Source organism: Paenibacillus mobilis (genome assembly GCF_058267595.1).
Genome location: NZ_JBZCMS010000001.1, coordinates 134596 through 148328 on the forward strand (window position 1 = coordinate 134596; position 13733 = coordinate 148328).

The following is a 13733-nucleotide window of genomic DNA, read 5'->3' on the forward strand; positions in this document are numbered from 1 at the left end:
GGTACTTACCATGGAAGTATTAAAAGTTTCAGCAAAATCCAACCCAAACTCCGTTGCCGGTGCACTTGCGGGTGTACTTAGAGAACGAGGCGCTGCTGAACTTCAGGCGATCGGGGCAGGTGCGCTTAATCAAGCCATCAAAGCGGTGGCAATTGCCCGGGGATTTGTGGCTCCTAGCGGAGTCGATCTGATTTGTGTTCCTGCTTTTACGGATATTGTCATAGACGGAGAGGACCGGACAGCAATCAAGCTGATCGTGGAGCCAAGATGAACGATTTTTAATAGGACCTGTTTGCCCGGGGGCAGGCAGGTTTTTTGCGTTTCGTCGCCAACTGCGGTTGTGCTGCGCCAAGAGTGGACTAACCTTAACTTGTCTTGATTACGGGCATCCTTATCACGGTCGATTATATTTACCAAAAGTATGTCCAGCGTTAGAGCGACAGTTGATTATGAACTTGATGGATGAAAGGTTGTGAATCGGTTGAAATTTGGCATCATCGATTTTCATTGTGACGCATTAAGCAAACTTCAAGAGCAGCCGGGTCTTCGCTTTGAAGAGGATGAACGGCTTGATGTTACGGCTAAGAAGCTGAAGGAGGGCGGGGTAGGCCTTCAATGCTTCGCCGTATTTCTTTCCGATGAGCTTGAAGAAGCCCGGATTGGCCGCGTGCTGGAGCAGATCAGCTTGTATCGTACGGAAGTGGCGAAAGCCGGAATTCCGCTGGTTACGAGCAGGCAGGAGCTTGCGTCATTAATGGCGGTAGGAGGGACAGGCGGCCTGCTGTCGCTCGAAGGCGCGCACGGACTTGAAGGCAACCTGAAATATGTGCAGAACTGCTACGATCTGGGCGTACGTTTTCTCGGGATTACATGGAATCATGCGAATTGGGCGGCAGACGGAATCATGGAGCCGCGCGGGGGCGGTTTTACGCAGAAGGGCCATGAGCTGGTCAAACTTTGCCATGAGCTGGGCATGATTCTGGATGTATCGCATTTATCGGTTAAAGGGTTCTGGGAGCTGACCGAAGCTGCGGAAAAAGCCGGCAGGCCGTTTATCGCTTCCCACTCCAACAGCTTTTCGATCTGCGACCATCCGCGTAATTTATCCGACGAGCAGATTCGTACTATCGTTCGTCTGGGCGGAAGAATCGGACTGACTTTTGTGCCTCCTTTCGTAAAAACCTCCGGTCCGGTCAAAATGACCGATCTTCTCCCGCATCTGGAGCATATGTGTTCGCTGGGCGCCGAAAACCATCTCATGTTTGGATCGGATTTCGACGGAATCGATACGCATATTGAAGGCTTGGAGAACTCGGCCTGCTATACCGGGTGGAAAGAACTGCTGATGAAATACTACTCCGAAGCGCTCGTGGACAAGTGGTTGAGCCTGAACGCGCTGCGCTTTTTGCAAACCTGGCTTCCAGCAACAAAGAAAGCGCTTTAATCTATAACGAACCGAGAACGGTTTAATCGAAAACTACTATATGAATTGGGCGCGAAAACGCTTGCTTTTTACACCCCGTCGACATAAAATTGACATGATTATGAAACAGATATTTCATATTTTAGCGGTGGTTAACACCTCCGCAGGCTTGATTTTTATGAAATCATCATGCACTTATTAATCTTCTGATGCGATACGATTAAAGGGGTGGGCGGTTTGATTAGTCAATTGTCATGGAAAATCGGCGGACAGCAGGGTGAAGGCGTAGAAAGTACGGATCGGATTTTTTCTACAGCTTTAAATCGTTTGGGATATTACTTGTATGGCTACAGGCATTTTTCATCCCGTATCAAAGGCGGACACACCAACAACAAGATCAGAATCAGCACCAGTCCGATCCGGGCCATTTCCGATGACCTGGACATTTTGGTGGCTTTCGACCAAGAAAGCATCGACCTCAATGCCCATGAGCTTTGTCAGGACGGGGTAATTGTGGCGGACGCCAAATTCAATCCAACCGTTCCTGAAGGCAGCAGCGCCAAGCTGTTTGCGGTTCCTATCACGGCTATTGCAGAAGAACTTGGCACTTCCTTGATGAAAAACATGGTTGCTTCCGGCGCATCCTGGGCGCTGCTCGGCTTGCCGCTGGAAGTATTTAATAAAGCGGTAGAAGAAGAATTCGGCCGTAAAGGCCAAGCGATTGTGGACAAAAACGTCGAAGCGGTCAAACGCGGCGCGGAATACGTGCTCGAGCTGGCCGGCGGTCCGCTTGAGCGCTTTAAGCTGGAGCCTGCGGACGGCAAAGAAAAGCTGTTCATGATCGGCAACGATGCGATCGGGCTTGGCGCCGTTGCGGCGGGCTGCCGTATCATGAGCGCTTATCCAATCACGCCGGCTTCGGAGATCATGGAATACCTGATCAAGAAGCTTCCTAAGTTCGGCGGCACGGTTGTGCAAACGGAGGACGAAATTGCAGCGATCACTATGGCGATCGGCGCTAACTATGCCGGTGTGAGAACGATGACGGCATCGGCCGGTCCGGGCCTCTCCCTGATGATGGAGGCCATTGGCCTCGCGGGCATGACGGAAACGCCGGTCGTGATCGTAGATACGCAGCGCGGCGGACCTTCCACAGGCCTTCCGACGAAACAGGAGCAAAGTGATATCAATGCCCTGATTTACGGAACGCATGGTGAAATTCCGAAGATCGTTTTGGCTCCAAGTTCGATCGAGGAATGTTTCTACGATACGATCCAGGCCTTTAATCTGGCGGAAAAATATCAGGTTCCGGTCATTTTGGCCACCGACCTTCAGCTGTCTTTGGGCAAGCAGTCCTGCGAACTGCTGGATTACAGCAAAATCTCCATCGACCGCGGCACGCTGGTTGATGAAACGCCGGAACGCGAAGACGGCAGCTTGTTCAAACGTTATGAGCTGACCGAAAACGGCGTATCGCCGCGGATCGTTCCCGGCAAGAAAAACGGCATTCACCACGTAACCGGCGTTGAGCATGACGAATCCGGCCGGCCGTCGGAAAGCCCGGTTAACCGTCAGAACATGATGGATAAACGCTTGCGCAAGCTGGACGACATCCAGGTCGACAATCCAATTCATGTTCAGGCTCCGCACGAAACGCCAGACTTGCTCATTATTGGCATGGGTTCGACAGGCGGAACGATCGACCAGGCCCGTGTTAGACTTGAAGAGGACGGCGTAAAGACGAATCATATCACGGTTCGCCTGATGCATCCTTTCCCGGCCAAGGAGATCCAGCCTTACCTGGAGCAGGCGAAGCAGGTCGTGGTGCTTGAGAATAACGCAACCGGTCAGCTTGCGGGCCTGATCAAGCTGAACGCCGGCTTCAGCGAGAAAATCGTAAACATGCTTAAATATGACGGCACGCCGTTTCTGCCTTCCGAGGTTTACGGCAAATGCCTAAACGTATACAAACAGTCATCGACGGAGAAACAAAACGGGGAGTTGGTTAAAAATGGCAACTTTTAAGGAATTCCGCAATAACGTAAAGCCGAACTGGTGTCCAGGATGCGGGGATTTCTCCGTACAAGCGGCTATTCAGCGCGCAGCGGCCAACGTCGGACTGGAGCCTGAGCAGCTTGCGGTCATTTCCGGGATCGGCTGCTCCGGCCGGATTTCTGGCTACATCAATGCTTATGGCCTGCATGGCATTCACGGACGTGCGCTTCCGATCGCCCAAGGCGTGAAGCTGGCGAACCGCGACTTGACCGTAATCGCTTCCGGCGGTGACGGGGACGGATTCGCTATCGGCATGGGGCATACGATTCATGCCATCCGCCGCAATATCAACCTTACGTATATCGTTATGGATAACCAGATCTACGGGTTGACCAAAGGCCAAACCTCCCCTCGCAGCGCAGAAGGCTTCAAAACAAAAAGTACGCCGGAAGGTTCCATCGAATCGGCGCTTTCCCCGCTGGAGCTGGCGTTGTCCTCCGGAGCCACCTTTGTAGCCCAATCGTTCTCCAGCGACCTGAAACAGCTGACCTCCTTGATTGAGGAAGGCATTAAACACGAAGGATTCTCCCTGATCAATGTGTTTAGTCCATGCGTAACCTTTAATAAGGTCAATACGTACGACTGGTTCAAAGAAAACATTACGAATCTGGATACCGTCGAAGGTTACGACTCCAGCAACCGGATTCAGGCGATGACCAAGCTGATGGAAACGGGCGGACTGCTGACAGGGCTTATTTACCAGAACAAAGAACGGAAAAGCTACGAAAATCTCGTTCCAGGTTTCCGCGCGGAACCGCTGGCTGCTCAAGACCCGTCAATCACGGAAGAGCAGTTTGAGAAATTGGTAGCGGAGTTTAGATAAGAATAAGGGCCAGGCTGATTTTAAGCCTAACAATATTGTCACAAGGCACCCTGTCGGGTGCCTTTGCCTTTTGTGTCGAAAGATGTATAATGATTGAGGATGTTTTGTGAGTGAAAAAAAGTACAGTATAGGAGTGAACCCTGCGATGAGTAAAATCGTACCTGTTGGCGTTTCCGGACGTCATATCCACCTTACCCAAGAACATATTGAAGTTTTGTTTGGCGAAGGTTATCAGCTGACTGAATTTAAACCGTTGTCCCAACCGGGACAATTTGCTTCTAATGAACAAGTGGCCGTAATCGGCCCTAAAGGTGAATTTGCCAAGGTACGTATTCTTGGACCGGCCCGTCCTGCTTCCCAGCTTGAAATTTCCCGTACCGATTCTTTTGCGATCGGCGTTCCTGCTCCTGTTCGGGAATCCGGCAACATTGAAGGTACACCTGGAATCAAAGTGAAAGGACCTAAAGGCGAATTGGATCTGGACAAAGGGGTTATCGTGGCGGCCCGCCATATTCACTTCCATACTTCCGATGCCGAAAAATGGGGTATTGCCGACAAACAGCTGCTCAAAGTGCGTGTAGGCGGCGAACGCGGCGTTGTGTTTGAAAACGTGATCGCCCGCGTATCCGATTCTTTTGCTTTGGACATGCATATCGATACGGATGAAGCGAATGCAGCCGGCGTGAAAAACGGCGACAGCGCTGAAATCGTAGAATAAGATCATACCCGGAAAATAACCAAACGGCAGCCCGCTGACCCCGGCGCTGCCGTTTTTGTTTTTTACGTACTAAACATGCGGCAGCGAATATAAGATTTATATACTACGAGCCAGTAAGAGACGGTCTGCGACCGGGAAGCGGCTAGAAATAGCAGTCCGTGCATGTTATAATTTGATGTAATGCATTTTTAAACTATTGTCCCGAAGGGATAAAGATAGAAGTAAGGAGTGAGCCGCAACATGGCTAAAGAAACGAAGGATTACTCCAAATATTTTGATTTCTCGGATGCCAAGGTCATCTCTGAGGATGAGAACGGGAAAAAGATCCGGATCCGCGGCCGGGAAATCCACATTTTCTCCGAACCGAATCAGAAGCAGGAGAAGCAGCGCGGCAAAGAAAACGTTCAGGTCCATTATGATACGGCTGTGCCGGAAGAGCTCCGCCGGATCGGCGCCGGAAAACACTATATCGTATACACCTTTGGTTGCCAAATGAATGAGCACGACTCGGAAACGATCAAAGGACTGCTCGAGCAGATGGGGTACCAGCCGACGGAAGACCGTAAAGTAGCGGACATCATTTTACTGAACACATGTGCTATTCGCGAAAACGCGGAAGATAAAGTGTTCGGCGAGCTTGGCCATCTCAAACATCTGAAAACCGAAAAGCCGGACATGCTGCTCGGCGTATGCGGTTGTATGTCCCAGGAAGAAAACGTGGTGAACCGGATTCTCCAGAAACATGGTTTTGTGGATATGATTTTTGGAACGCACAATATTCACCGTTTGCCTTTCCTGATTCAAGAGTCGCTTATGAGCAAGGAAATGGTTGTGGACGTTTGGTCCAAGGAAGGCGACATCATCGAGAATTTGCCTAAAAAACGTGAAGGCATGCGCGCCTGGGTAAATATTATGTACGGCTGCGATAAGTTCTGCACGTACTGCATTGTGCCGTTTACCCGCGGCAAGGAGCGCAGCCGCCGACCGGAGGACGTCATTGCGGAGGTACGCGACCTGGCCCGTCAGGGCTTTAAGGAAATTACGCTGCTTGGGCAAAACGTAAACGCTTATGGCAAGGATTTTACGGATATTGCGTATTCTTTTGCTGATTTGATGGATGATATCCATAAGATCGACATTCCGCGGATCCGTTTTACGACTTCGCATCCACGCGACTTTGACGACGAGTTGATCGCCGTTTTGGCCAAAGGCGGCAACCTGGTCGAGCATATTCATCTTCCGGTTCAGTCCGGCAGCACGGAAATGCTGAAAATGATGGGACGCAAATATTCGCGTGAGCATTACATGGAGCTGGTGCGCAAAATCAAAGCCGCGATTCCGAACGTTTCCTTAACGACGGATATTATCGTCGGTTTCCCCGGCGAAACGGATGAACAGTTTGAAGAAACGTTGTCCCTTGTTCGTGAAGTGGGTTACGATTTTGCTTATTCGTTCATTTATTCCCCCCGTGAAGGGACGCCTGCAGCTTCGATGAAAGACGATATTCCGATGCAGGTGAAAAAGGAACGATTGTACCGGCTGAACAACGCGATTGAAGAGAGCAGCCGCGGTATTAACGAGCAGTTCAAAGGACAGGTAGTCGAAGTGCTCGTGGAAGGCGAAAGCAAAAATAACGCCAAGGTGCTCGCGGGAAGAACCCGCAGCAACAAGCTGGTCCATTTTGAAGGCGGACCGGAGTTGATCGGCTCCTTTGTGCATGTAGAAATTACTGATCCGATGACTTGGTATATCAAGGGCAAAATTGTCAGCCAACCTGTGGCTGCCGTCTGATTTTTCCCATAGGTGAGAAATTGGACCTGAGCGGAGAATCCAGGCAAGCTGCAGAGTCATAAACCATAGACGCGAAAGGGAGGAATTCAAATGGCAGGGATGCAGGACATGTCTGACGCTAAAGGCGGAATTCCGGATTCCGCATCGCGAACATTTTCCAGAAATGAAATTTTGGAGAAATCGAAAGAGCTGGCCGAGTTGATCGGCGGAAGCGAAGAAGTGCAGGTTTTCAAAAAAGCGGAGCAGCTAATCCAGAACCATCAGCGCGTCCAGTCGCTGATTTCGCAAATGAAGAAAAAGCAGAAGGAAATCGTCGCTTTTGAAAGCATGCGCAACCAGGATATGGTCAGCCGGATCGAACAGGAGCTCGACGAGCTGCAGGCCGAGATCGACGCCATCCCGCTTGTGACCGAATACCAGCAAAGCCAGGCGGATATCAACTATTTGCTTCAATTCGTGATGTCCGCGATTCAAGACACGGTTTCGCAGAAAATCAACGTGGAATCCGGCACGGAGGCGCCTCCAAGCCGGTGCGATTAAAGCAGCAGGCCAAGTGCGGGAGAGAGCCTTCCGCACTTTTTGCTGCATGGAACGAAACAAACTTCAGGTCATAAACTAAAGATACTTACATACCTGCCGGGAGAGCGGGGACGACATCAAGAAGAACTACACGATTCAGGAGGGGAACGCGGGACATGGATTGGACAGATATGATGAGCCGCAACGGCAAAACATTTTGGGGATTTTTGGGCATGGAGCTGCTGCATGCCGATGCTTCACGGGTAGACATTGGTCTCGAGGTGGAGGAAAAGCATTTAAATTCGATGGGCATCGTGCATGGTGGGGTTTTATCTTCGCTGATGGACCAGGCCATGGGTGTTCTCGTTTCGGCTGCAAAAGGCGGAGTCGAGGGCGTGACCACTCATTTAAACGTAAACTTTTTATCGGCAATGGGAGCCGGCAAGCTGATTACGAGCGCTTTTCCCGTGCATGAAACGTTCCGTACGATGACTATGCGAGCTGAGGTCCGCGATGAAAAGGGACAGCTCGGCTGTGTGGCTACATCCACCTTCCGGCTTCCGAAAGCGCAAGCTTAAAACTAATCCGACAGTGTGGGTGATGGAAATGAACGATGACCAGGAGAAAGCGAAAAACTACAATCCGAAAAAATACCGTACACCGGATGGCATTCCTGCGGATATCGTCATGTTTACTTTAACGAAGCAGGAGCGCCGCTCCTCGACTAAATCCCTGCCGCTCTTTGAGCTGAAGGTGATGCTGATCCGCAGACGGAGCTGGCCTTTTGCCGGCGCTTACGCGCTTCCCGGCGGCTTCTCGCAGGAAAACGAATCGCTGTATGAAACGGCAAGCCGCGAACTGCAGGAAGAGACGGGCGTTGACGGCGGCCATCTGGAATATTTAGGAGTCTACAGCACGCCGGGACGAGATCCGCGCGGGTGGATCATTTCACATGCTTTTTATGCGCTGGTGGAAGAATGGGTGCTGGAGAAGCGGCGGGCGGCGGATGATGCCCAGACCGTTGGTTTGTTTACCATTCAGGAGGCGCTTGAAGAGCTGGAGCTCGCTTTTGACCACAGGGAAATCATTAAGGATGCTTACCAGAGAATCCAGGAGCAGATGCTGCAGACGACGATCGCCAAGCAGTTTTTGCCTCCGCATTTTACACTCAGCGAGTTATATCAGGTTATTCGTACCGTGGTGCCCGATTTCGAGGAATTGAATTTCATTCGTAAAGTTACATCAACAAGAAGCAGGCAAGGCATACTGGAGGAAGTGGTGGACGAAAACGGCATCAGGCTGGTGTCCAACCAATATTCCCAGCGTCCGGCCCAGCTTTACCGGTTTACGGACTTTACGCCGCGCTTGAGTATTTATACTTAAACTGATTAAATATAGAGCAAGAGCCTCGCAAGCGTACAGCAATAGACCAAACTGCAGCCAATCTTGATCAGTCAGGAGCTGAGGGAAAATGAAAGCTTTAATCGTGATTGATTTCACGAATGATTTTGTCGATGGGAATCTGCCGGTTGGGGAACCTGCGATTGCCATAACGCCGGCCATTGCCGGCTTGACGGAAACCTTTGTGAATAACGGCGATTATGTCGTCATGGCGGCTGATCTTCATGAGAAGGATGATAGTTATCATCCGGAAACGAAACTTTTTCCTCCCCACAATATTCGGGGAACCGAAGGCCGTGAGCTGTTCGGCGAGCTGAAGCCCGTTTACGAAAAATACCGGGACCAAATCGACTGGATGGATAAAACAAGATACAGCGCTTTTTGCGGGACGGATCTGGAGCTAAAGCTGCGGGCAAGAGGCATTAACGAGGTGCATTTGATCGGGGTCTGCACGGACATTTGCGTGCTTCATACGGCAGTAGATGCCTATAATAAAGGATTTGCCATTACCGTCTATGAGGATGCGGTAGCCAGTTTCAATCAGACCGGGCACGAGTGGGCGCTCGGGCATTTTGCCGGAAGCTTGGGCGCGCAGGTTCTATCCAGCGCAGGTGTGGTGAAGTAAATGGCAGCGGCAGAGAGAGGAAGGAATCAGATGCAAACGACAGGTTTGGCGCTGCATACCGATAAATATCAGATCAATATGCTTTATGCGCATTGGATGAATGGAAGCCATTTAAGAAAAGCGGTGTTTGAGGCTTATTTCCGCAAGCTCCCGTTTGGCAACGGGTTTGCCGTGTTTGCGGGGCTGGAGCGCATCGTGAATTATATGCTTAATCTTCATTTTACCGAAGAGGATTTGGCTTATTTGGCTAAACAAGAAGAAAACTATAAACCCGAGTTTCTGGAAATGCTGAAGGAATTCAAATTCCGCGGCACCCTGCTCTCCATGCAGGAAGGGGCTTTGGTGTTTCCAAACGAACCGTTAATCCGGGTAGAAGGAACGATCATGGAAGCTCAGCTTGTAGAAACCGCACTGCTGAACTTTATGAACTTCCAGACGCTTATTGCAACGAAAGCCGCACGGATCAAACAGGTGGCACCTGACGACATACTGCTTGAGTTTGGGACGAGAAGGGCGCAGGAGGCCGATGCGGCGATCTGGGGAGCCAGAGCGGCTTACATCGCCGGCTTTGATGCCACTTCCAACATGCTGGCCGGCGAATATTTCGGCATTCCGACGAAAGGCACGCATGCCCATTCTTGGGTGCAGGGCTTCGAATCCGAAGAAGAGGCTTTCGGGCTGTACGCCAAAGCGCTGCCGAACCAGGTAACGCTGCTGGTAGACACTTACGATACGCTTAAGAGCGGGGTGCCTAACGCCATTAAAACGGCAAAGTGGCTGGAATCACAGGGTAAAAAAATGAGCTCTATCCGTCTGGACAGCGGAGACTTGGCTTATTTGTCCATTCAGGCCCGCAAAATGCTTGATGATGCCGGGTTATCTTACGTCAAAATCGTCGCATCCAACGACCTCGATGAGAATACGATTTTTAACCTGAAGGCGCAGGGCGCAAAAATCGATATATGGGGTGTCGGAACGCAGCTGATTACGGCGGCGGACCAGCCGGCGCTTGGGGGCGTTTATAAACTGGTGGAGCGTCAAAAAGGCGACGAGATGGTACCGACGATCAAAATTTCGGCGAATCCGGAGAAGATCAGCACGCCGGGCAAAAAAGAAATATACCGTCTGATCAGCCGCAGCGACCGAAAAGCGTTGGGCGACTATATTACCTATCCATCGGAACATATTTCGGAAGAACGCAATAACAAACTCCGGCTCAAGCATCCGCTGAACTCCACCCTGCAGAAAACGGTCAAAAACTTCGAGGTCATGCGTATGCTTGTACCGGTTTTTGAAGAGGGGAAACTGGTTTACGAGCTGCCTACCCTGGAAGGAATCCGGGCATACCATAAACAGCAGCTTGGATTGTTTTGGCCGGAATATTTGCGCAAGCTGAATCCGGAGATTTACCGTATCAGCCTGAGCGAAGCGGTTTGGAATCAACGGCAATCGATGATTGAAGCCTACTTGGAACAAGATGAGGAATAAATGAATCAAACGGAGCTCTTTTCGAAACGAAGAGGGCTCTTTTTTGTCTGCACAATCCAAGACCCGCGGACGCAAGGGAAGGAGAATCGAAATTATTTCTCGGGAAAGCGCAGGAAACGATAAGAATAGACGAAAGGCGCAGAGGATTCGACAGAAAGAGGAAAGAACATTTTTATTAACGCCATGAAGAAAAGGGATGCATAAAACGTATAAATTCTGCTCATGAAAGACAAACTGTAGATGAGGCCTTTCCATGCATTTCCTATTTATAAAAAGGCCAATTTTCGAGAGGATGATGTTCATGGGCAGTTGGGTAAGTATCGTCAAGTTCATCACCGTTACGTTCATAGCAGGAGCAGCTTTCTCGGGAGGGCCGCCAGGAATGGCAGGAGCGGAAGAGAACCGGCCGAATTCTCATCTCTATAGTGTTCAGCGGGATAATGCTTTATCGGAATCCTCAGCGGAAAGCTTGATGAGCAGCGAATTTTACGGCGGGGGACAAACCTTGAATTTGCTGAAGCAGCTTCGTGCGGAATGTGCCCGGCTTGGTTTGCGTTTGACTCACGAGATGAATTCCGAAGATTTGGACGGCAACCGAAGCACAAGTTATTTCGTGAACGGAGATTCGCATCATTATATAACGATTTACCGGTTCAACAAGGAGAGCACTCGCCAGGAGAAAATCCGCAGCTTGTACGGCACGAATAAAAACAGCCAAAGCCCGCTTGTTCTGACGTCCGGAAAGCTGGCGTTGGTATACGTTTCAAGCGGGAGCGAAAAGGATAAATATAACGATCAGCTGGCGCCGATCTTCAGTGCTCTGATCGACGAGGTTAAATAAATAAAACGCCTGCCCGGATCATTATGCGGCAGGCGTTTTTGCTTATGTTTTTGCTTATTCTGAATGCTGCGCTTTCTGAATAAAACGGGCAGCCGGCGAAGCCGCGGCCCTGGTTATTTTTTGTAAATCTCACGCATGACATGACGAAGCTCCGGCAGGATAATCCGTTCCATCGCGAGCTTAACCGCACCGCTGGAACCCGGCATGGAGAAAACGGCGGTTTCGCCCATGACTCCGGCAATGGCCCGGCTCAAAATTGCGGCAGAACCGATATCCTCCGCAAAACTCAAGTAACGGAATATTTCGCCGAAGCCCGGCAGCTCTTTGCCCAGCATGCTGCTTACCGCTTCATAGGTGGTGTCGCGGGGCGCGATTCCGGTGCCTCCGTTCAGAAGTACGGCCTCGATCCGGCTGTCTTCGGCCGATTCATGGAGCAGATTGCGAAGTTCGTCGTATTCGTCTTTAACGATTTTATAGTCAACGACTTTGTATCCTTGCTCCTGCAGCAGCTCCATAATCAGCTTGCCGCTTGCATCATTGTCCGGGGTGCGGGTGTCCGACACCGTAATCACCTGGCAGGAGACGGATGCGGGAGCTTCCAGTTTGTGTTCGTCTACTGATCTCATTGTCGATTACCTCGCTTTATGTTCCGCAGAAATAGGTTCAACGTTTATTTTAGCATACCGTCGGCGGATTTCCATTTTGTTGCATAGTTCTTGCACCTATAGTAAACTCGCTTTCAGTACAGAAGAAATTGAGACAGCCTTTGAGGAGGAGCCTAAATTGCACGCAGCAGAGGAAACTTTCGTCACCCCGATATACATATTGTCAGGTTTTTTGGGCAGCGGCAAAACGACGCTGCTCGCCAGAATGATTGATTATTGGCAGGAGACCGGATTAAAACCCGCTGTCATCATGAACGAGCTGGGCGACGTCAATCTTGACGGCCTGCTCGTGAAGCAGGAAGTCCCTATGGAAGAAATGCTCGGAGGATGCATTTGCTGCTCGATCCGCGGAGATCTGGGCGTATCTTTGAGCACACTGATCCAGAAACAGCACCCGGACGTGATTGTGGTGGAAGCAACAGGGGCTGCTAATCCGATGGAAATTTTAGATGCCGTAACGGAAACGGCGCTGTACATGAGGCTCGAAATCAAACCGGTAATCACCGTGGTCGATTCCGCTTATTTGATGGAATTATTCGATAAACAGCAGGGAAAAACGTACCGGTTGATGCAGGAGCAGATCCGCTGCGCTTCCGTGCTCGTTTTGAATAAAACAGACCGTCTTGATGAAGCCCGGATGGGCGAGCTGGTTGACCTTCTGGATCAGGCTAATCCATTTGCAAGCAAAATTCCAGCCGTGAAATGCGACGTGAATTTGGAGGTGCTGCTTTCCCAGGAAGCCGGGAATCACCGGCATGAGCATGAACAGGGTCAAGGCCAGGAAGCTAACGGTAAAGGAAACGGACACGATCAGGAGGACGATCATAACTATAAACATAATCACCAGCACCATCACGACCATCAGCATACCCAGCATGGCAACAAGCATGGCGATAACCATAACGAGCACCATCACGATCATCAGCACGGTCATGACCATCATCATTCGCACAGCCATGTCATGGTTTATACGCATTACCTGAAAGGCCCGGTGGACAGCGTGGCGTTTGAACGGTTAATCGCTGAGCTGCCGCGCGATGTCTACCGAGCCAAAGGGGTGCTGAGCTTTTCCGACACGGGCAGCCGGTTTTTATTCCAGTATGCTTACCGCGAACCTGATTTTATGAAAATTACGCCGCATGGAGACATTCCGGACGTAGTTGTTTTTATAGGCGAGCACTTCGACCAGGATGCTTTGGCGATCAAGCTTTTTGAACTGGAAACCCCATCTCTCCCCCTTAAAGACTAGCTGGACGGAGGGAAACCGAGACTTGCGAAAGAGCCTGAAAGCTGCTGATTTGTTTCAATCAGGTTTTTAAAAGGTAATAACAGTACGTTAAGCAACGATCCAATCACGATAGAAACCCTAAATGCCTGGCAGGAG

General features: G+C 50.5%; 14 protein-coding genes. 13 read left to right on the forward strand and 1 reads right to left on the reverse strand.

Translation table 11 applies throughout. The features are described 5' to 3' along the window. Positions 1–10: 10 nt before the first annotated feature. The 12 genes from AC3ZPD_RS00695 to AC3ZPD_RS00750 all read left to right on the forward strand — a co-directional run bounded on the left by AC3ZPD_RS00695 (position 11) and on the right by AC3ZPD_RS00750 (position 11684). Positions 11–271, forward strand: coding sequence for a stage V sporulation protein S (locus AC3ZPD_RS00695; protein ID WP_005550495.1), 261 nt, complete (start codon positions 11–13; stop codon positions 269–271). Between the two features lie 201 nt (positions 272–472). Further along, positions 473–1444, forward strand: coding sequence for a dipeptidase (locus AC3ZPD_RS00700; protein ID WP_490982344.1), 972 nt, complete (start codon positions 473–475; stop codon positions 1442–1444). Positions 1445–1660: 216 nt separating this feature from the next. Further along, positions 1661–3448, forward strand: coding sequence for a 2-oxoacid:acceptor oxidoreductase subunit alpha (locus tag AC3ZPD_RS00705; RefSeq protein WP_490982345.1), 1788 nt, complete (start codon positions 1661–1663; stop codon positions 3446–3448). Further along, positions 3435–4301 carry a 2-oxoacid:ferredoxin oxidoreductase subunit beta gene (locus AC3ZPD_RS00710; protein WP_490982346.1) on the forward strand — a complete coding sequence of 289 codons (867 nt, stop codon included), beginning with the start codon at positions 3435–3437 and terminating at the stop codon, positions 4299–4301. The genes AC3ZPD_RS00705 and AC3ZPD_RS00710 overlap by 14 nt, the downstream gene beginning before the upstream one ends. A 145-nt stretch (positions 4302–4446) precedes the next feature. Next, positions 4447–5019 (forward strand): phosphate propanoyltransferase, encoded by a 573-nt coding sequence (gene pduL / locus AC3ZPD_RS00715; protein WP_490982347.1) that lies wholly within the window; start codon positions 4447–4449, stop codon positions 5017–5019. 240 nt (positions 5020–5259) lie between these two features. Beyond that, positions 5260–6810, forward strand: coding sequence for a tRNA (N6-isopentenyl adenosine(37)-C2)-methylthiotransferase MiaB (gene miaB / locus AC3ZPD_RS00720; protein ID WP_490982348.1), 1551 nt, complete (start codon positions 5260–5262; stop codon positions 6808–6810). A gap of 99 nt (positions 6811–6909) precedes the next feature. After that, positions 6910–7350 carry a YlbF/YmcA family competence regulator gene (locus tag AC3ZPD_RS00725; RefSeq protein WP_490982808.1) on the forward strand — a complete coding sequence of 147 codons (441 nt, stop codon included), beginning with the start codon at positions 6910–6912 and terminating at the stop codon, positions 7348–7350. 155 nt (positions 7351–7505) lie between these two features. After that, positions 7506–7907, forward strand: a complete 402-nt coding sequence (locus AC3ZPD_RS00730) for a PaaI family thioesterase (protein WP_490982349.1) — start codon at positions 7506–7508, stop codon at positions 7905–7907. A gap of 28 nt (positions 7908–7935) precedes the next feature. Continuing rightward, positions 7936–8712, forward strand: coding sequence for an NUDIX domain-containing protein (locus tag AC3ZPD_RS00735; protein WP_490982350.1), 777 nt, complete (start codon positions 7936–7938; stop codon positions 8710–8712). A gap of 88 nt (positions 8713–8800) precedes the next feature. Further along, positions 8801–9355 carry a cysteine hydrolase family protein gene (locus AC3ZPD_RS00740; RefSeq protein ID WP_490982351.1) on the forward strand — a complete coding sequence of 185 codons (555 nt, stop codon included), beginning with the start codon at positions 8801–8803 and terminating at the stop codon, positions 9353–9355. Positions 9356–9385: 30 nt separating this feature from the next. Beyond that, positions 9386–10843: a nicotinate phosphoribosyltransferase gene (locus AC3ZPD_RS00745; protein WP_490982352.1), complete on the forward strand. Its 1458-nt coding sequence runs from the start codon at positions 9386–9388 to the stop codon at positions 10841–10843. A 382-nt stretch (positions 10844–11225) separates the two neighbouring features. Continuing rightward, positions 11226–11684 (forward strand): hypothetical protein, encoded by a 459-nt coding sequence (locus tag AC3ZPD_RS00750; RefSeq protein WP_490982353.1) that lies wholly within the window; start codon positions 11226–11228, stop codon positions 11682–11684. A gap of 113 nt (positions 11685–11797) precedes the next feature. Here the strand turns inward: AC3ZPD_RS00750 and AC3ZPD_RS00755 are convergent, their stop codons facing one another. After that, a complete protein-coding gene (locus AC3ZPD_RS00755; protein WP_490982354.1) occupies positions 11798–12310 on the reverse strand; it encodes a MogA/MoaB family molybdenum cofactor biosynthesis protein in 513 nt (170 codons plus the stop codon). A 157-nt stretch (positions 12311–12467) separates the two neighbouring features. Between AC3ZPD_RS00755 and AC3ZPD_RS00760 the strand changes: the two genes are divergently transcribed. Then, positions 12468–13598, forward strand: a complete 1131-nt coding sequence (locus AC3ZPD_RS00760; protein ID WP_490982355.1) for a CobW family GTP-binding protein — start codon at positions 12468–12470, stop codon at positions 13596–13598. Positions 13599–13733 lie beyond the last annotated feature (135 nt).

Bases quoted from the DNA above. Each gene is read 5' to 3' on its own strand.
- AC3ZPD_RS00745 (WP_490982352.1), top strand. From the start codon at position 9,386: ATGCAAACGACAGGTTTGGCGCTGCATACCGATAAATATCAGATCAAT.
- AC3ZPD_RS00750 (WP_490982353.1), top strand. From the start codon at position 11,226: ATGGCAGGAGCGGAAGAGAACCGGCCGAATTCTCATCTCTATAGTGTT.
- miaB (WP_490982348.1), top strand. From the start codon at position 5,260: ATGGCTAAAGAAACGAAGGATTACTCCAAATATTTTGATTTCTCGGAT.
- AC3ZPD_RS00710 (WP_490982346.1), top strand. From the start codon at position 3,435: ATGGCAACTTTTAAGGAATTCCGCAATAACGTAAAGCCGAACTGGTGT.
- AC3ZPD_RS00725 (WP_490982808.1), top strand. From the start codon at position 6,910: ATGCAGGACATGTCTGACGCTAAAGGCGGAATTCCGGATTCCGCATCG.
- AC3ZPD_RS00740 (WP_490982351.1), top strand. From the start codon at position 8,801: ATGAAAGCTTTAATCGTGATTGATTTCACGAATGATTTTGTCGATGGG.
- AC3ZPD_RS00730 (WP_490982349.1), top strand. From the start codon at position 7,506: ATGGATTGGACAGATATGATGAGCCGCAACGGCAAAACATTTTGGGGA.
- AC3ZPD_RS00755 (WP_490982354.1), bottom strand. From the start codon at position 12,310: ATGAGATCAGTAGACGAACACAAACTGGAAGCTCCCGCATCCGTCTCC.
- pduL (WP_490982347.1), top strand. From the start codon at position 4,447: ATGAGTAAAATCGTACCTGTTGGCGTTTCCGGACGTCATATCCACCTT.
- AC3ZPD_RS00695 (WP_005550495.1), top strand. From the start codon at position 11: ATGGAAGTATTAAAAGTTTCAGCAAAATCCAACCCAAACTCCGTTGCC.
- AC3ZPD_RS00735 (WP_490982350.1), top strand. From the start codon at position 7,936: ATGAACGATGACCAGGAGAAAGCGAAAAACTACAATCCGAAAAAATAC.